This is a genomic window from Actinokineospora xionganensis (genome assembly GCF_014323725.1).
In the GTDB taxonomy this organism is placed as follows: Bacteria; Actinomycetota; Actinomycetes; order Mycobacteriales; family Pseudonocardiaceae; genus Actinokineospora; species Actinokineospora xionganensis.
Genome location: NZ_JABVED010000012.1, coordinates 188,087 through 205,814 on the forward strand (window position 1 = coordinate 188,087; position 17,728 = coordinate 205,814).

General features: G+C 69.1%; 17 protein-coding genes and 1 pseudogene. 9 read left to right on the forward strand and 9 right to left on the reverse strand.

Annotated elements, in window-relative coordinates:
* Positions 1-40 precede the first annotated feature (40 nt).
* Positions 41-751, forward strand: a complete 711-nt coding sequence (locus GPZ80_RS21570) for a 2-phosphosulfolactate phosphatase (RefSeq protein ID WP_312880486.1) — start codon at positions 41-43, stop codon at positions 749-751.
* Positions 748-1,446: an MBL fold metallo-hydrolase gene (locus tag GPZ80_RS21575; RefSeq protein ID WP_187222797.1), complete on the forward strand. Its 699-nt coding sequence runs from the start codon at positions 748-750 to the stop codon at positions 1,444-1,446. The genes GPZ80_RS21570 and GPZ80_RS21575 overlap by 4 nt, the downstream gene beginning before the upstream one ends.
* Here the strand turns inward: GPZ80_RS21575 and GPZ80_RS21580 are convergent.
* The 3 genes from GPZ80_RS21580 to GPZ80_RS21590 are packed head-to-tail and all read right to left on the reverse strand — an operon-like array spanning position 1,418 to position 4,540.
* Complete coding sequence (locus tag GPZ80_RS21580) at positions 1,418-2,839, reverse strand: aldehyde dehydrogenase family protein (protein WP_187222799.1); 1,422 nt, start codon at positions 2,837-2,839, stop codon at positions 1,418-1,420. The genes GPZ80_RS21575 and GPZ80_RS21580 overlap by 29 nt on opposite strands.
* A gap of 23 nt (positions 2,840-2,862) precedes the next feature.
* A complete protein-coding gene (locus GPZ80_RS21585) occupies positions 2,863-3,876 on the reverse strand; it encodes an ADP-ribosylglycohydrolase family protein (protein ID WP_312880487.1) in 1,014 nt (337 codons plus the stop codon).
* 58 nt (positions 3,877-3,934) lie between these two features.
* On the reverse strand, positions 3,935-4,540 hold the full coding sequence (locus GPZ80_RS21590; RefSeq protein WP_246477313.1) for a mycothiol-dependent nitroreductase Rv2466c family protein: 606 nt from the start codon (positions 4,538-4,540) through the stop codon (positions 3,935-3,937).
* A gap of 188 nt (positions 4,541-4,728) precedes the next feature.
* Here GPZ80_RS21590 and pepN point away from each other — a divergent pair, with 188 nt between their 5' ends.
* Positions 4,729-7,281 carry an aminopeptidase N gene (gene pepN / locus GPZ80_RS21595; RefSeq protein WP_187222803.1) on the forward strand — a complete coding sequence of 851 codons (2,553 nt, stop codon included), beginning with the start codon at positions 4,729-4,731 and terminating at the stop codon, positions 7,279-7,281.
* Positions 7,282-7,519: 238 nt separating this feature from the next.
* Positions 7,520-8,440, forward strand: a complete 921-nt coding sequence (locus GPZ80_RS21600; protein WP_187222804.1) for a hypothetical protein — start codon at positions 7,520-7,522, stop codon at positions 8,438-8,440.
* Between the two features lie 43 nt (positions 8,441-8,483).
* Here GPZ80_RS21600 and GPZ80_RS21605 read toward each other — a convergent pair whose 3' ends face one another.
* Positions 8,484-8,975: a DUF5130 family protein gene (locus GPZ80_RS21605; RefSeq protein ID WP_187222805.1), complete on the reverse strand. Its 492-nt coding sequence runs from the start codon at positions 8,973-8,975 to the stop codon at positions 8,484-8,486.
* Positions 8,962-9,219 (reverse strand): aa3-type cytochrome oxidase subunit CtaJ, encoded by a 258-nt coding sequence (gene ctaJ, locus GPZ80_RS21610; protein WP_187222806.1) that lies wholly within the window; start codon positions 9,217-9,219, stop codon positions 8,962-8,964. The genes GPZ80_RS21605 and ctaJ overlap by 14 nt, the downstream gene beginning before the upstream one ends.
* A 1,416-nt stretch (positions 9,220-10,635) precedes the next feature.
* Between ctaJ and GPZ80_RS33775 the strand changes: the two are divergent.
* Positions 10,636-10,965, forward strand: a pseudogene (locus GPZ80_RS33775) (hypothetical protein); the annotation flags it as partial.
* 57 nt (positions 10,966-11,022) lie between these two features.
* Here GPZ80_RS33775 and GPZ80_RS21630 read toward each other — a convergent pair.
* The gene (locus tag GPZ80_RS21630) at positions 11,023-11,661 is read right to left on the reverse strand and encodes an HNH endonuclease (RefSeq protein ID WP_376771705.1); all 639 of its coding nucleotides are present in this window, start codon (positions 11,659-11,661) and stop codon (positions 11,023-11,025) included.
* Between the two features lie 159 nt (positions 11,662-11,820).
* Here GPZ80_RS21630 and GPZ80_RS21635 point away from each other — a divergent pair, with 159 nt between their 5' ends.
* The 4 genes from GPZ80_RS21635 to GPZ80_RS21650 all read left to right on the forward strand — a co-directional run bounded on the left by GPZ80_RS21635 (position 11,821) and on the right by GPZ80_RS21650 (position 15,519).
* A complete protein-coding gene (locus GPZ80_RS21635) occupies positions 11,821-12,783 on the forward strand; it encodes a mechanosensitive ion channel family protein (protein WP_246477315.1) in 963 nt (320 codons plus the stop codon).
* A 24-nt stretch (positions 12,784-12,807) separates the two neighbouring features.
* Positions 12,808-13,191, forward strand: a complete 384-nt coding sequence (locus GPZ80_RS21640) for a globin (RefSeq protein ID WP_187222807.1) — start codon at positions 12,808-12,810, stop codon at positions 13,189-13,191.
* A 78-nt stretch (positions 13,192-13,269) separates the two neighbouring features.
* Complete coding sequence (locus tag GPZ80_RS21645) at positions 13,270-14,868, forward strand: glycoside hydrolase family 13 protein (RefSeq protein WP_187222808.1); 1,599 nt, start codon at positions 13,270-13,272, stop codon at positions 14,866-14,868.
* Between the two features lie 78 nt (positions 14,869-14,946).
* A complete protein-coding gene (locus tag GPZ80_RS21650; RefSeq protein ID WP_187222809.1) occupies positions 14,947-15,519 on the forward strand; it encodes a DUF3558 family protein in 573 nt (190 codons plus the stop codon).
* Positions 15,520-15,572: 53 nt separating this feature from the next.
* Here the strand turns inward: GPZ80_RS21650 and GPZ80_RS21655 are convergent, their stop codons facing one another.
* From GPZ80_RS21655 to GPZ80_RS21665, 3 genes are all read right to left on the reverse strand, one after another.
* On the reverse strand, positions 15,573-16,421 hold the full coding sequence (locus tag GPZ80_RS21655; RefSeq protein WP_187222810.1) for a helix-turn-helix domain-containing protein: 849 nt from the start codon (positions 16,419-16,421) through the stop codon (positions 15,573-15,575).
* Positions 16,422-16,497: 76 nt separating this feature from the next.
* Entirely contained in the window at positions 16,498-17,130 is a 633-nt protein-coding gene (locus GPZ80_RS21660; RefSeq protein WP_187222811.1) for a DUF8010 domain-containing protein, read from the reverse strand.
* Positions 17,123-17,566 carry an acyl-CoA thioesterase gene (locus GPZ80_RS21665; protein ID WP_187222812.1) on the reverse strand — a complete coding sequence of 148 codons (444 nt, stop codon included), beginning with the start codon at positions 17,564-17,566 and terminating at the stop codon, positions 17,123-17,125. Before GPZ80_RS21665 ends, GPZ80_RS21660 begins: the two co-directional genes overlap by 8 nt.
* Positions 17,567-17,728: the final 162 nt, after the last annotated feature.

Below are 17,728 nucleotides of genomic sequence, written 5' to 3' on the forward strand. Positions count from 1 at the left end.
CTCGTTCGGCCCTGTCGAGGCGGTCTGGAAAGCTGACCGGGTGACGGATCCCTCATTCGACCAGGCCGGCTTCGACGTGCGCGTGGAGTGGGGACTCGACGGCGTCGCCGTGCTGGCCCGCACATGCGCGGTCCTGGTGGTCGTCGACGTCCTGTCCTTCTCCACCTCCGTGGACATCGCGGTCTCGCGCGGGGGCCGCGTGCTCCCTGTCCGGTTCCGGGACGAACGCGCCGAGGCGCAGGCCCGGGCGGCGGGCGCGGCGTTGCCCGGGGACGGCCCGTGGACGCTGCGGCCCTCGTCGCTGGTCGACCTGCCCGACGGCACATTCCTCGCCCTCCCCTCCCCTAACGGCGCGACCCTGAGCGCGGCCGCCGCGCAGACCGGCGTGCCCGTGCTGGCGGGCTGCCTGCGCAACGCCCCGGCAGTCGCGAAGGCCGCGACGAACGGCCCGGTCGGGATCATCGCCGCCGCCGAACGCTGGGGGCACGTGGGCGCCCTTCGGCCGTGCGTGGAGGACCAACTCGGCGCCGGAGCCATCGCGCACGCCCTGGGCGGGGCGCTCTCGCCGGAGGCGCGGCTGGCGGAGGCGGCGTTCCTCGCCTTCGCCGACGACCTTCCCGCGATCCTGCGGGAGTGCTCGTCGGGCCGTGAGCTGATCGCGGGCGGACACGCGGGCGATGTGGACCTGGCGTCGCGACACGGTGTGAGCACCACCGTCCCGCGGCTCGTCGAGGGAGTGTTCGAGTCATGAGGTGGATCGAGACCGCTGACGGGGTCTTCGCCCGGCGCTACCCCGAACTCGATCAGACCCTGGGTCTCGTCGTGGGCCAGGAGCGCTGCCTGGTGATCGACACCGGCCCGGACGAGACGCACGGCCTCGAGTGGTCCGCCGCGATCCGGCGGATCACTCCCCTGCCGTGGACGATCGTGATCACCCACGCGCACTGGGACCACTTCCTCGGCACCAGCCCGTTCCTGCCCGCGCCGATCTGGGCGCACGCCCGCTGCCGCACCGAGATGGCCGTCTCGACGGGAGCGCAGGTCGAGTCGTGGGCGGCGAAGTACCGCGAACAGGGGAAGCCGGAACTCGCCGAACGGCTGGAGAGCGCGCGACTGGTCCTACCCGACCACGACACCGGCGACCACACCACGGTCGACCTCGGCGGCCGGGTCGCGGAGCTGATCCATCCGGGGCTCGGCCACACCGACAACGACGTTATCGTCCACATCCCCGACGCCGCCGTCGTCTTCGCGGGCGACACGGTCGAGGAAGGCGCGCCGCCGTCGATGGGCAGCGACAGCCATCCCGAGCACTGGCCCGCCGCGCTCGACGTCCTGCTCGCCCTGAACCCGCGCGTGGTGGTGCCGGGCCACGGCGAACCGGTGGACGCCGGGTTCGTCGTGGCCCAGCGCGCCGTTATCGCTGGATCGACTTCACCTCGGTGAACTCCTCCAGGCCGTACTTGCCCAGCTCGCGCCCGTTGCCGGACTGCTTGTAGCCGCCGAAGGGCGCCAGTGCGTTGAACGCGCCGCCGTTGACGTCGACCTGGCCGGTGCGCAGCCGCTTCGCCACCGAGATGGCCCGGTCCTGGTCGCCGGAGAACACCGCGCCCGCCAGCCCGTAGATGGTGGAGTTGGCGATGGACACGGCTTCGTCCTCGTCGGCGTACGGGAGGATCGACAGCACCGGGCCGAAGATCTCCTCCTGCGCGATCCGCATGTCCTGCCGCACTCCCGCGAACACCGTCGGCGGGGCGTACGCGCCGCGTTCGGGCAGGTCCGCGGCCGAGTACGCGAGAGTCGCGCCCTCCTCCTGACCCACCTTGATGTAGTCGAGGACCCGGTCACGCTGGGCCGCGGAGGACATCGGGCCGACCCGGGTCGCCGCGTCCAGCGGGTCGCCGACGGTGTACTTCGCGGCGGCGGCCGCGGCCAGTTCGACGGCCTGGTCGTGCAGGGCGGCCGGGACGAGCATCCGGGTCCACGCGGTACAGGTCTGGCCGCCGTTGATGTAGGTGTTGGCCACACCGATCTTGACCGCGCGCGCCAGGTCGGCGTCGTCGAGCACCACGTTGGCGGACTTGCCGCCCAGCTCCAGCGCGACCCGCTTGACCGTCTCGGACGCGGCCTGGGTGACCAGCTTGCCCGCGTTCGTCGATCCGGTGAACGAGACCATGTCGATGCCGGGGTGCCGGGAGATCGCCTCGCCGACGATGGGGCCCGTCCCATGCACGAGGTTGACGACGCCCGCGGGGATGCCCGCCTCGGCGAGGATCTCCAAGAACAGGTTGGCGTTGAGCGGGGCGACCTCGCTCGGCTTGAGCACCACGGTGTTGCCAGCGGCGAGCGCGGGGGCGACCTTGGCGACGATCTGGTGGAGCGGGTAGTTCCACGGCGTGATCGCGCCGACGACGCCGACCGGCTCGCGCAGGACCAGCGAGTTGCCGATCTCCTCGGCGAAGGAGTAGCCGTCCTCGATCAGGCTCGCGATGCCCGCCGACGTGGCCGCGGGCAGGCTCGCCTGAACCTTGGTCGAGAACGACAGCGGCGAGCCCATCTCGGAGGTGATCGTCGCGGCAAGCTCGTCGCGGCGGGCGGCGATGCCCTCGGAGACCCGGCGGATGGCGGCGGCGCGGTCGGTCGGGCTGGTCGCCGACCAGGCGGCGAACGCGGCGGTCGCGGCCTCGACCGCCGCGTCGACGTCAGCGGCAGTGCCCGCGGGCACCGAGGCGATGACCTCCTCGGTGGCTGGGTTGACCACGTCGATCCGCTCGCCCGCGCCCTCGGTGAGCCTGCCGCCGATGACGTGGCCAGTGCGGGTCGTGACAGGTGCAGCCATGAGTCCTCCAAGCCGTGGCACGTTTAACGCAACTGTTCCACATCCGCCGCGGACCAGTGCTGTGACAACTCGGACAGCTGATCTCCGTACTCGATCCGGTCGGCCCAGTGCGCGGGCCACGCGTCCATCCCGTGCGCCGCGCCCGCGAAGGCGCCCGCCAGCGCGGCGATGGAGTCCGAGTCGCCGGACGTGCGGGCGCCGCGGACGATGGCCTCGACCGGGTCGTCCACGTGCCGCAGAAAGCAGTACAGCGCGGTGACCAGTGCTTCCTCCGCGATCCAGCCCGCGCCGGTCGCCAGGCACGCGTCGCCGCCGTCGTCGGGCGCGGTCAGCGCGGCGGCCAGTCGGTCGAGGACCGCTGCGCACTCGTCCCAGCCGCGGGCGAGGTAGTCGCGCTCGTCGGTCGCGCCCGGTTGCTGCCAGAGCGAGCCGAGCCAGTCGGTGCGATAGACCGTCCGCTGACTGTCGCAGCGCTCGCGCAGCGAAGCCACCAGGGCCGCGGGCGGCTCTCCGTTGACAAGCAGGCGGGTCGCGTAAGCGGTCAGTTCTGAGGCGGCGAGCGCGGTGGGGTGTCCGTGGGTCATCGCGGCCTGCAACTGGGAGACCGCGGCCAGGGTGTCCAGGTCGAGGCCCGGCAGCACGCCGACCGGGGTGACGCGCATGTTCGCGCCGCACCCCTTCGAGCCGGTCATCGTCGCCTCGACCCACGGCCGGTCGTCGGCGAGCCCGGCGACGGCCCGCAGGCACGTCATCCCCGGCGCCCGGTTGTTCTCCGGGCTCATCGACCACGCGACGAACCGCTCCCGGATCCGCGGCTCGAGCACGTCGGCCGTGAGGTGATCGACACCGTGGAGCGCCCAGGCGACGGCGAGAGCCATCTGGGTGTCGTCGGTGACCAGCGCCGGGTCGCCCACCAGGTCGCGAGGACCGGTGGGGCCGTACTCGCGGTCTATCTCCTCGACGGTCATGAACTCCGTCGGCTTTCCGAGCGCGTCACCGTACGCCAACCCGAACAAAGAACCGGCCACTCGCTTCACGGTTGATCCTTTCGTATCACTGTGAAACTAGTGGCCGGGTCCGGTCGACAACAGCGACTCAGTCAAAGTTCAGCTTGCCCGTACGGGTGCGCTTGAGCTCGAAGAAGTCCGCGTAGCCCGCGAGGAGGCGGGCGCCGTCGAACACGTCGAGGGCGTCCTGTCCGCGCGGGATCGAGTTGAGCACCGGGCCGAAGAACGCGACGCCGTCGATGTGGATCGTGGGAGTGCCGACATCGTCGCCGACCGGGTCCATGCCCTCGTGGTGGCTGGCCCGCAGCGCCTCGTCGTAATCGGTGCTCGTGGCCGCCGCCGCCAGTTCGGCGGGGAGACCGACCTCGGCCAGTGCCTCGGCGATGACGAGGGTGTAGTCGGACTCGCCCTCGTTGTGGATGCGGTTGCCCATCGCGGTGTAGAGGTCGCGCAGGACGCCGTCCCCGTGGGCCTGCGCGGCGGCGATGAGCACGCGCACGGGACCCCACGCCTTTCCCATCAGTTCCCGGTACCAGTCTTCGAGATCGCGTCCCTCGTTGAGGACCGAGAGGCTCATCACTCGGAAGTTCAGCTCGATCTCGCGCTGCCGCTCGACCTCGAGGATCCACCGCGAGGTGATCCAGGCGAACGGGCAGGCGGGATCGAAGTAGAAGTCGACCTTCGTCGAACTCATTCGGGATCTCCCCATCGGATGTCAGCGCCTGTTCGGCGGAGGACGGTGCCCCCCGTCGGCTCCAACACAGCACTACCCGGAAAGCTTCCCGTGCACTCCTCGCCACCTTGACGCGGTCCCGCGTGATTGGATGCGATTGTCAGTGCCGAGTTCCGCAGTTCCCGCCAACGAGTCGACCGAGGTGTTTAGTGGCCGCGCCCAACCTGACCCGAGACCAAGCCCAACAGCGCGCAGCGCTGCTGGAGGTGGAGTCGTACTCCATCGAGCTGGACCTCACCGACGGCACCGGCCAGCCTGGCGAGTCGACCTTCGCGTCACGCTCGACGGTCCGCTTCACCAGCCGGGAGGTGGGCGCGTCGACGTTCGTCGACCTCGTCGGCTCCGTCGAGTCCGCCGAGCTGAATGGTGTCGCGCTGGACGTGTCCGGCTTCGACGAGGAGCAGGGCTTGGCGCTCACCGACCTCGCCGAGTCCAACGAGCTGACCGTCGTCGCCAAGTGCGCCTACACCAACACCGGTGAGGGCCTGCACCGCTTCGTCGACCCCGTCGACAAGGGCGTCTACGTTTACACCCAGTTCGAGACGGCCGACGCGAAGCGCATGTTCGCCTGCTTCGACCAGCCCGACCTCAAGGCCGTCTACACGATGGACGTGACCGCGCCGCGCGACTGGAAGGTCATCTCCAACGCCGCCGCCGAGTCCACCGAGGACGCCGGTGGCGCCGTCCGGCACGTGTTCACCACCACCGAGCGGATGTCGACGTACCTGGTCGCGCTGGTCGCGGGGCCGTACGCGGAATGGCGTGACGAGTTCACCGACGAGTCGGGCACCATCCCGCTCGGCATCTACTGCCGCGCCTCGCTCGCCGAGCACATGGACGCCGACAAGCTGTTCGTCGAGACCAAGCAGGGCTTCGACTTCTTCCACCGCAACTTCGGTGTGGCGTACCCCTTCGGCAAGTACGACCAGTGCTTCGTGCCGGAGTTCAACGCGGGCGCCATGGAGAACGCGGGCTGCGTGACGTTCCTGGAGGACTACGTCTTCCGCAGCCGCGTCACCCGCTACGCCTACGAACGCCGCTGCGAGACCGTGCTGCACGAGATGGCGCACATGTGGTTCGGCGACCTGGTGACCATGCGCTGGTGGGACGACCTGTGGCTCAACGAGTCGTTCGCGACCTGGGCGTCGGTGCTCGCGCAGGCCGAGGCCACCGAGTACAAGTACGCGTGGACCAGCTTCGCCAACATCGAGAAGTCGTGGGCGTACCGGCAGGACCAGCTCCCGTCGACGCACCCGGTCGCTGCGGACATCCCGGACGTGCAGGCGGTCGAGGTCAACTTCGACGGCATCACCTACGCCAAGGGCGCGAGCGTCCTGAAGCAGCTCGTGGCCTACGTCGGGCTGGATAATTTCCTGTCCGGGCTGCGCGTGTACTTCGACAAGCACGCGTGGGGCAACGCGACGCTGGCCGACCTGCTGGGAGCGCTGGAGCAGGCGTCCGGGCGCGACCTGTCGTGGTGGAGCGCGCAGTGGCTGGAGACCACCGGCCTCAACTCGCTGCGTCCCCGCTTCGACGTCGACGCCGACGGCAGGTTCACCGAGTTCGCGGTCATGCAGGGCGGCGCCAAGCCCGGCAAGGGCGAGCTGCGCACCCACCGGGTCGCGATCGGGGTGTACGACGACGTCGACGGCAAGCTCGTGCGCACGCACCGGGTGGAGATCGACGTCCAGGGCGACCGCACGGTCGTGCCCGAGCTGGTCGGTGTGCCGCGGGGCAAGCTCGTCCTCGTCAACGACGACGACCTGACCTACTGCACGATGCGGCTCGACACCGGGTCGCTGACCACGCTGATCGACCGGATCGGCGACATCACCGAGCCGCTGCCGCGCACCCTGTGCTGGTCGGCGGCCTGGGAGATGACCCGCGAGGCCGAGCTGAAGGCCCGCGACTTCGTCAGCCTGGTGTGCCACGGCCTGGCCGCGGAGAGCGAAGTCGGCGTCGTGCAGCGGCTGCTGCTGCAGGCGCAGACCGCGATCGCGTCCTACGCCGACACCGCGTGGGTGCCGCAGGGCTGGGCCATGTTCACCGACCGCATCCTGGAGCTGGCGACGTCCGCCGAGGCGGGTTCGGACCACCAGCTGGCGTTCGTCAACTCGCTGGCCGGGTCGGTCCTCGACGACGCCAAGGTCGCGATCCTGCGCGGCTGGTTCGACGGGTCGGCGCCGCTGGAGGGTCTGCTCGTCGACACCGACCTGCGCTGGCGGCTGCTGCACGCGCTCGTCGCGCACGGCGCGGCGGACGACTCGGAGATCGAAGCGGAGCTCAAGACCGACTCCACCGCGACCGGTCACCGGCAGGCCGAGCGCGCGATGGCGCTGCGGCCCACCACGGAGGCCAAGGACGAGGCCTGGCGGCGCGCGGTCCACGACGACGAACTGCCCAACGCGGTGAACGAGGCCATCATCGGGGGCTTCTCCCACCCGGCCCAGCGCGAGCTACTCGCCCCATACGCGGCGCGGTACTTCGCGGACGTGGCGGGCGTGTGGGCGCGGCGGTCGAGCGAGCGCGCGCAGTCGGTCGCGCTGGGGCTGTACCCGGCGTGGGCGGTCACCAAGTCCACAGTGGACGCCTCGGACGCGTGGCTGGCCGATGAGCACCCGCCCGCGCTGCGCAGGCTGGTCTCGGAAGGTCGGGCGGGCATCCTCCGCGCCCTGGCCGCCCGGGAGTTCGACGGCTCGTAGTCTCGGTTTGAGAGCGGCGGCGGCTTCATGGCCGCCGCCGCTTCTTTGTCCGGTGCCCCAGCGCCCGCCTGTCTTCCTGGGCACCGCCCTCATCGGGCACGGCGTGGGCGGTGCGCACTTCGGCGATCTTGCTGCTCTCGGCGGTGAAACTCGCCCGGCACCGGCCGACCACCGCCGTCCGGTGAATGCGAGACTGACCGCCGTCACGCGGCTCCGGCCGCCGCATCCTGGGGGATGAATGCTCACCAACGCCGTCCGAGCGCTGGCCGCCGCCTTGGTCCTCGCGGGCTGCACGGTTCACGAAGCGGGTTCGCCCGTGCCGGACCCGGCTATGTCCGAGCCGATCACCGCGACCCAGGCACTCGGGAATCTTGCGACCTTCGACGCCTGCGACCTGGTGTCCGTACCCGACCTGCTGCCATTTGGGACGCCGGTCAGGACCACGCCCAACGCGCTCGACGGCTGCACGTACACGCTCGACGAGGGGCTGGTCGAGTTCGGCTACTTGACCATGGTCACCCAGGAACAGCTCGCCGAGTGGAAGCCCACCCAGCTTCCCAAGCGCCTGGACATGGCGGTGTATCGGCCCGGCGAGCGGGAATGCGGCGTCCTACTGAGGTTCGTCGGCGGGGAGACGATCCAGATCGCGGTGACACTTCCTGACCAGCTCGACGGCAAGGCGTGCACGGTGGGGGCGGCGACCGCCCGAACGATCGCGGAACGGATCAGCCACGGAAATCCGGTGGCGCGTGCCCATCAGGGGGAGGGCTCCGTGCGCGCGATCGATCCCTGCACGCTGATCACGCCGGACATGATCGCCGCTGTGCCTGTCACCGGCACACCGCAATCCCAACCGTCTCGTCACCACTGCCAGGTCGGTAGGTCGGAAGACTCGCGGTTGATGGTCTCGTTCACCGCGGACAGGTCCGTGGTTCTACGACCGGGCCACCCGAGCCAGCCGACCATCGCGGGCCGGACCTCCCTGGTGGAAATCCAGGACGGTGGGTGCTCGGTTCTCACCGAGCATGTGTCGCTGGGCACAGCGGTGATCCCCAACGGCCATGAGCAGGCGCGAGTCGATGTCTGGTCATCCGGAGACTCGTGTGCGTCGGCGCAGGCGGTCGCTGGGCTGCTGTGGCCGAAGCTGCCGCCAAGATGAGAAAGGCCCGGACCACTTGGCCCGGGCCTTCTTCGGTGTTGGCTCAGTGCTTGCGACCTGCCTGGTCGCTCAGCATGCGCAGGGCGCTGACGAGGCCGCCGATGAGGTCGCCCTCCTTGAACGACGCCACCATGCTCATCACCGCGAGGTTGCAGCCGCGGTCGGAGACCCGCCGGGAGGCTTCCTCGCCGGTGACGATCTCGACCTTGCGCTGCCCGGGCGACGCGGCGATCAGGACCGAGTCGGTGGACGCGGCGCCGATGGCTGTGTGCAGTTCCTCCGCGCGGGCGCGCGGGTCCGCGCCAAGGTCGCCGAGGTACACGCTGAAGCCAAGGCCCGTGGCGCGCGCGGACAGCGTGAGCGCCTCATCGAGGCGGGTCAGCTGCACCGGGGTGAACGGCAGGCCCGGGGCGGCGGGTTCCTTGGCCCGGGCGACGGACACCCGACCGGAGTTCGTGACGACCGCGCCGTAGCCGTGGTCGACGTCCTCGACGATCTGAGTGCTGTCCTGCCGGACGAGCTCACCAGCTGCCACGGGCACCTCCCTTGGCCGTGCGCCGGAGCGCGGTGTCGTCGTCGTGGGCGGGGGCCGCGGAAGTGTGGCCCGCGTGCAGGCCCGCCGGGTTGGCCGTCCACCAGACCGGGGGGTGCTCCCACTCCTGGCCGGGGCGGTAACGAGGCGTCTTGGCGAAGTTTTCGCGCAGCGTCATCAGGGCGATCACGCCGTAGATGACCAGCGGAATCCCCGCGAAGACGAGAAGTGTCTCGACAAGCGTCACGGGCGATACGGTATCCGACGACCGGGTGGCTCCGCCGCCCACTCCCATACCCGGTCAGGTGTCCCACAATGGAGCGTCCGCTATAGCGAATGTTGCTCCGTGTGAGCGGTTGGTGCTCTCCTGGTAACGCCAATCCCCCGAGTGACGTCCCAGCACTTAGCTCGTTGAGCCTATTGAAGTGGAGCGAACAGCCCCAACTGGGGATATGTGACGGCTTCCAGCGGGTTGACGTCTTGTCGGTTACGCAGCAGGGTCATAGCTTTCACCTATACGGCTCTTGCGCAGTCGATCGACCATCGTTCTGTAGTGCGACCGCCTCCGGGAGGACACTCCATGTACACAAATTCTTCGTTCGTCCACGCAACCATGGTCACCCTAATGGATGAGCCTGTGCACGAGATCAATTGCGGAACGCGCGTGACCAGGGGCACGAGGGTCACCCGAGGCACTCGAGTGACGAGCGAAGAGCGGGGCACCCGGGTCACCCGCGGAACCCGAGTCACCAGGGGCACCCGCGTGACGCGTGGAACCCGCGTCACGGCCGAAGAGCGTGGCACTCGCGTCACCCGCGGAACCCGAGTCACCAGGGGCACCCGCGTGACGCGTGGAACCCGCGTCACGGCCGAAGAGCGTGGCACTCGCGTCACCCGCGGAACCCGAGTCACCGCCCAGGAGCACGGAACCCGCGTTACTCGTGGCACCCGGGTCACCAGCCAGGAGCGCGGCACTCGCGTCACCCGCGGAACCCGAGTCACCGCCCAGGAGCACGGAACCCGTGTCACTCGTGGCACCCGGGTCACCAGCCAGGAGCGCGGCACTCGCGTCACCCGCGGAACCCGAGTCACCGCCCAGGAGCACGGAACCCGTGTCACTCGTGGCACCCGGGTCACCAGCCAGGAGCGCGGCACTCGCGTCACCCGCGGAACCCGAGTCACCGCCCAGGAGCACGGAACCCGTGTCACTCGTGGCACCCGGGTCACCAGCCAGGAGCGCGGCACTCGCGTCACCCGCGGAACCCGAGTCACCGCCCAGGAGCACGGAACCCGTGTCACTCGTGGCACCCGGGTCACCAGCCAGGAGCGCGGCACTCGCGTCACCCGCGGAACCCGAGTCACCGCCCAGGAGCACGGAACCCGTGTCACTCGTGGCACCCGGGTCACCAGCCAGGAGCGCGGCACTCGCGTCACCCGCGGAACCCGAGTCACCGCCCAGGAGCACGGAACCCGTGTCACTCGTGGCACCCGGGTCACCAGCCAGGAGCGCGGCACTCGCGTCACCCGCGGAACCCGAGTCACCGCCCAGGAGCACGGAACCCGCGTCACCCGTGGCACCCGGGTCACCAGCCAGGAGCGCGGCACTCGCGTCACCCGCGGAACCCGAGTCACCGCCCAGGAGCACGGAACCCGTGTCACCCGTGGCACCCGAGTCACCGCCCAGGAGCGCGGAACCCGTGTCACCCGCGTTACAGCCGCGCAGCAGGGCACCCGGGTCACCCGCGGAACCCGAGTCACCAGGGGCACCCGCGTCACCAGCCAGGAGCGCGGCACTCGCGTGACCCGCGCAACGCGCGTGACGCGTGGCACCCGCGTCACCGCCGAGCACCGTGGCACCCGCGTCACCAGGGGCACCCGCGTGACGCTTCAGGAACGTGGCACCCGCGTCACCCGTGGCACCCGCGTGACGCGCGGGACCCGGGTCACCTCCGGGACTCGCGTCACCGGTGGCACCCGGGTCACCTGCGCCTGATCGGTCTTCTCAAGTTCTCCGCAGCGGTTCCGCGCACCAACGTTCTACGCTGCAGTTCTAGGCAGCGGGCTCGCCCAGGTAGGGCAGCCACAGCGGGTCGGCGTCGGTGACACCGGCCAACAGCCGCCAGTGCGTCCCTCGCGGCGCGTTGGGCACCACCCGCAGGCGCCAGCCGAGTTCGCTGAGCAGCCGGTCAGCCTTCTTGTGGTTGCACTTCGCGCAGGAGGCCACGCAGTTCTGCCAGGTGTGGGGGCCGCCCCGGCTCCGTGGGATCACGTGGTCGATCGTCTCCGCCCGTCCCCCGCAGTACGCGCAGCGGTAGCGGTCGCGGTGCATCAGCCCGGCCCGGGTGAGCGGAACGCGCCCCCGGTAGGGCACGCGCACGTAGTTGCTCAGCCGGATCACCGACGGAACCATCACGCTCGACGTCGCCGAGTGCACCACCAGACCCGCCGGGTCGCCGTGGACGACCTCCGCCTTGCCACACACCACGAGGACCACCGCGCGCCGCAGCGGGAGCGCGGTGAGGGGCTCGAAAGTGGTGTTGAGCAGGAGAACTCGGCGTCTGCCCCACGACGGTAATGACGCTGTGGGCGCGCGCGCGGGAGCCAGCGCGGGGCCCGTATTGGACGGGCACAGCGTTGTCCGCGGCGCGTGCAGTGACGCGCCGATAGGAGTCGGTTGTCGGTCGTGCACTCGACCACCTCCACCGGTGCCCCCTAAGTCGACCACAGAACGACCCTGGAACGCACGTGTGTTACATGACGTGTCTCTCATCACGACGCGAAAAGGCGATGAACGATCCACCCGGACCGCCTTCGACGGACCACACGATCGTGGCTATCGTCGGCGCCGATGAATCCGATGCCTTTCACCCTCGAACCGCCCAAGTGCTTCGAGAACGACTCCTGGTGCACGCAGGTGTACAAGCTGACCGAGAACCAGTGGCTGGCCGCGTCCGCGAACTGGCTGATCGCCAAGCCGGTCAAGATCGCGATGATCCTGCTCATCGCGTTCGTCATCCGGCTGATCGCCAGGCGCCTGATCGAGCGACTGACCTCGGGCAACGGCAACATGCCCAAGCTGCTGCGGCCGCTGCGCGAACGGGCGCCCCAGGCGCTCACCATGCTCAGCGAGCGGCGGGCGCAGCGCGCCAAGACGATCGGATCGGTGCTGAACTCGATCCTCTCGTTCGCCATCTACGGCCTGGCGTTCATCCTGATCCTCGGCGAACTCGGGGTGAACCTGGCGCCGATCATCGCCTCGGCGGGCATCGTCGGGGTCGCGCTCGGTTTCGGTGCCCAGCACCTGGTCAAGGACTTCCTGTCCGGCATCTTCATGATGTTGGAGGACCAGTACGGGGTCGGCGACAACGTCAACCTCGGTGAGGCCATCGGCACGATCGAGGCGGTCGGCCTGCGTGTCACCACGCTGCGCGACGTCAACGGCACTGTCTGGTACGTGCGCAACGGCGAGATCCTGCGCGTCGGCAACTCCAGCCAGGGCTTCGCGGTCGCCGTGCTCGACCTGCCGGTCGGCTACAGCGCCGATGTGGACCAGGTCACGACCATCCTGAGCCGGGTCGCGGCCGAGGTGGCAGCCGACGAGACGTTCGCCAAGGACGTCATCGAGCCACCAGAGGTCCTCGGTGTGGAGAAGGTCACGCCGGAGAGCATCACCATGCGGATGACCGTGAAAGTGCGTCCGGGCAGGCAGTACGCCGTGCAGCGGGCGCTTCGCGCACGCGCGATGGCCGCCGTCGAGGAGGCCGGGATCCAGCCACCGCTGGGCAGACTGTTCCCCCCGTCCCCCGCCTAGCCGACCGTAAGCGAGGATGGAGCCGTGGCCACACCCGAGAACTTCTTCGACGCCGTCGGTGGCGAGGAGACCTTCCGCAAAATCGTCGGCCGGTTCTACGCCGAGGTCGCCAAGGACGAGGTGCTGCTCCCGCTCTACCCGGAGAAGGACCTCGGCCCCGCGGAGGAGCGGCTGCGGCTGTTCCTCATGCAGTACTGGGGCGGCCCGCACACGTATTCCGAACAGCGCGGGCACCCTCGGCTGCGGATGCGTCACCAGCCCTTCACCATCGGCCCGATCGAACGGGACGCTTGGCTGCGGTGCATGCGGGTAGCCGTGGACGAGGCGGGGCTGCGTCCCGAGCACCGCGACCAGCTCTGGCAGTACCTGGAGATGGCCGCGAACAGCATGCTCAACAGCTGGGTCTGACCGGTCCCGGAAAGACAACGGCTCGGACTGATCGATTACGGCGGAGTCCGACACTGGCGAATGGCAGGATGAACGATCGTGCGACGTACCGCGGACTCCCCCGAAGCTGGTCCCCCGGTGTCCCCGTGGTGGCAGGACGCGGTCTTCTACCAGGTCTACGTCCGTTCCTTCGCTGATTCCGACGGTGACGGCGTGGGCGACCTGGAGGGCATCAGGTCCAGACTCGGCTACCTCGAACTGCTCGGCGTGGACGCTCTCTGGCTGACCCCGTTCTTCCGCTCCCCGATGGCCGACCACGGCTACGACGTCGCCGACCCGCGCGATGTCGACCCGCTCTTCGGCGACCTCGCCGCGTTCGACCGGCTGGTGGCCGACACCCACAACCACGGGATGAAGATCACGATCGACCTGGTGCCCAACCACACCAGCGATCAGCACCCGTGGTTCCAGGAGGCGCTGCGCGCCGGGCCGGGAAGCCGGGAGCGCGAGCGCTACCACTTCCGCGACGGCCTCGGCCCGGACGGCTCGACGCCGCCGAACAACTGGACCAGCGTGTTCGGCGGGCCCGCGTGGACGCGGGTGCGCGACGGCCAGTGGTACCTGCACCTGTTCGCGCCGCAGCAGCCGGACCTGCACTGGGAACACCCCGATGTGCGCGCCGACCTCGTGCAAACCCTGCGGTTCTGGCTCGACCGGGGTGTCGACGGATTCCGCATCGACGTCGCGCACGGCATGGCCAAGCCCCCGGGGCTGCCCGACATGGATCCGCGGGCGGTCACGATCATGGCGGGGTCGAACGCCCCCGACTTCGTCGACCTGCGCTTCGACAACGACGAGGTGCACGACATCCACCGGCTGATCCGCAAGGTCCTCGACGACTACCCGGGGACCATGGCCGTCGGCGAGATCTGGGTCGACCAGGAGGAGCGGTTCGCCGCGTACGTGCGCCCGGACGAGCTGCACCTGGGCTTCAACTTCAAGCTGGTGGAAGCGGAGTTCGACGCCGACTCGGTGCGTCGGGCGATCGACCGTTCGCTGGCCGCTGTGGAGTCGACCGGTTCACCGGCCACCTGGACGCTGTCCAACCACGACGTGGTGCGTCATGTGACCCGCTACGGCGGGGGCGAGCTGGGGACGCGCCGGGCACGTGCGATGGCTCTGGTGGAGCTGGCGCTGCCGGGGACCACCTACATCTACAACGGCGAGGAGTTGGGCCTGCCCAACGTCGACTTGCCGGACTGGGCGCTGCAGGACCCGACCTGGGAGCGCTCGGGCCACACCCAGCGCGGCCGGGACGGGTGCCGGGTGCCGCTGCCGTGGGAGGGCGAGATCCCGTCGTACGGCTTCTCCCGCGCCGGGGCGGCCTGGCTGCCCATGCCGCCGCAGTGGGGGGCGCTGACGGTGGAGAAGCAGTTGGAGGACCCTGAGTCGATGCTGTCGCTGTACCGGCACGCTTTGGAGATCCGGAAGACGGCCCAGGGCTTCGGCGGCGACGAACTTGAGTGGTACGGCGCGCCGCCCGGGTGCTTCGCGTTCCGCCGCAAGGGTGGCGGGTTGATCTGCGCGCTGAACACGTCGGCGGCTTCGGTGCCGTTGCCGCCTGGGGAGATCCTGCTGTCCAGCGGGCCGATGGATGGGAACCAGCTGCCGCCGGAGACGTCGGTCTGGCTGGTGTGATCGCTCCCCGCGCGCGGGGACTTGGGCTGGGATAGCGTCAGCCTGGTTGATCACGCTTGCGAGGAATCAGGACGGGGCATGGCGGGGATTCGGCAAGGAACGCTCTTCTTCGCTGCCTTGGCGCTCGTGGCCGGCTGCTCCAGCCCACCTGCGGCGACACCCGCGTCACCCACCACAGTGGATGTTCCTTCGGTGACCAAACCCTTGGACACCAAGGGATTCACCGGCGACCCCTGCGCCATGCTGACCGAGGCGGACCGCGCCGAACTCGGGCTGCCCACCGCCGAGAAGAACGACGAACTCGGCCGGGCCGCCTGCGACCTGCATGCGGGGACGGCTGGACAGAAGCCGCTGGAGTTCCTGCGGGTGCAGATCATGGCCACGCCGGGGTTGAAAGGTTTGACCGCCCAGTGCGGCACCTCCGAGGCTGCCCGGTGCGAGGGGTGGATGGTCGACTCGGTGGAGGGGTATCCGGTGATCAGGGCCAACGGGGAGCTGGAGGCGAAGCACGGGGCGTGCAAGGAGTTCCTCGGGATCTCCGACCAGGCCGTGATCATGATCAACGATGTGCGGACGCGCAGTGCGTCGGCTCCCGACTGCTCGCGGGCGGACCGAACCGCCGCGATGGTGATCAGGAGCTTGACGCCGTAACCGCCCGCAAGCCATTGCGGGGAGATGATTACCCCACTGTGCGTGACCAAGATCTATCTTGTTTCACAAAGCGCCGATTCTGAAACAAGGCGGCACAGATATTTCACTGAATCGGCTGAGCTCATCGCGATCTCCAAGAGGCCGTTCGTCGTATCGCGGAACGCTCGGGTCTCGTGTTCGGCATCGAGGAACATCGAGGACTGCGGTAGCTCGACGTGGACGATGGATCCGGTCTTGGCGAATTCCAACTGCTGATAGCTGCCCTGCACGCCGAGATGCATCCCGAACGGGATGATCCTGATGTCGATGTTGGGGCGTTCAGCCATCGCGGCCAGATGCCGGTACTGCTGTGCCATCAGTTCACGACTGCCGGTCGGCCGGCGGAAGACCGATTCATCAATGAGCGCCAAATAGTTCGGCGGAACCGGACGGCTCAGGATCGCCTGCCGCTGCGCGCGCTGTTCGACCATCGCCTTGTGGGTTGTGGAGGGGAACTTGATGGCGATCAGGACAGAACGGGTGTAGTCGGCGGTCTGCAGCAGGCCGGGGACCGCGAACATCGCCACGTCGATGACCCGCACGGCTTCCGATTCCAAGCCGCTCTGTGCACGCAGGTGCACAGGCAACGGGCCTTCGTCGGTCTCGCGCCAGCCGGAGATGTTCGCATTCCTTGCCAGCACAAGGATTCTGGCCCGTTCCGGTCCCGTGACCCCATAGACCGCCAACAACGCGGCGACATCTTCGGGAGTGATCTCCCGTATCGCGTTCTCGATGCGGTTCAAGGTCGCGATGGACATGCCGACGCGTTTCGCTGCTTGGCGGGTGGTCAGTTCCGCCCTGGCGCGTAGGGCCTTGAGTTCCGCCGCTAGACCCCGATTACGAGCTGTGCCGTGCTTCGTCATCCTGCGATCTCACCAGCGGACACCGTCACCGGCCACCGCATGATCAGCCGCACCGTTCCGGCCCCTGAAACGCCCGTCAGACCAACAGCGGCAACAACGCGTGCCTTCGGCGCACCACGGCCCCATACCGAGCGTCCAGACGCATCCAGGCGTCCGTCGCCGTCACCCGGATGCTGTCCTCATCGCCTTCCGCCAGGAAACCCATTCCCGACAGCGCGAACAGGCACCGTAGCGGCACCTTGACCTCAAGGCCGTCGCCCTTCACCGTGAGCACCGGCTGGTCCAGCAGCGACGCCGGTGGGGTCCCTTGCGGGCCCACGTTGTCGCGCGCGACCGCCAAGCCCTTGTCCGCCAACTCCGAGACCTGCCGGGCCGGGATCCGGTCGACGATCTGCCAGTGCTGCGTGGGCGGCAGCGCCGAGCGCCACTGCATGTCGCGGGACGGGCCCGGGTCGATCTGGTCGCCCTGGACAACCGCCAGGCCCGCCAGGAGTTCGTTGCCGAACACCGTCATGTCGTTGGGCTCGATGGAGCCACGCGCGGTGCGAGTCGCCAGGACGTCGAACGGGGTGGCGACCCAGGCGTCGATCAGGCCGCCTTCGCGGCCCTTCAACCGGACCACGGCCTGCGGGTCCAACCGGACCGCGCGGGCCACGAAGGCGCCGAGGTCGGCGCGTTCCGACGGGTCTGCGAACGAAAGCTCAGACATGCAGGACTCCACCGTTGCCGCCGTTGTGCCACGCGGCGAGGAAATCGCGTTCCGCGTCGGTGATGCGGCGGGGCTTGCCGTTCACCAGGTCATAAGGCGCGAGTGTGGTGGTCGCGGTGACCGCCACGGGATCGGTTTCCTTCGGGCCGCTGCGGACCACGTAATCGAGGATGAAGTAGGCGCCGCGGATCTCCCGGACCGACAACTCGATCCGCACCGAGCCACCCGTGGCGAACAACGGGGCGTGGTACTCCACCGACAGCTTCGCGATGACCACCCCGGCGGCCATGTCGTTGGCGCCGCGCAGGCCCGCTTCGTGGAACAGCAAGTCGACTCGGGCCTCTTCGAGCAGCGTCACCGTGCTCGCGTGGTTCACGTGCCCGAAGGCATCCATGTCCGACCAGCGCGGCCGGATCTCCGAGACGAACACACCCACAGCGCCACCCTCTCAGCCACCAACTCCCAAACCCTACCCAACCCGGTCGCGAGTCCAACGTTCAGAACACTGAGTCCAACGTTCAAAACATCATGGGTGACGTTCACGATTGCCGGAACGTTGATCTCGATGTTTTGAACGTTGGACTCAGTGTTCTGAACG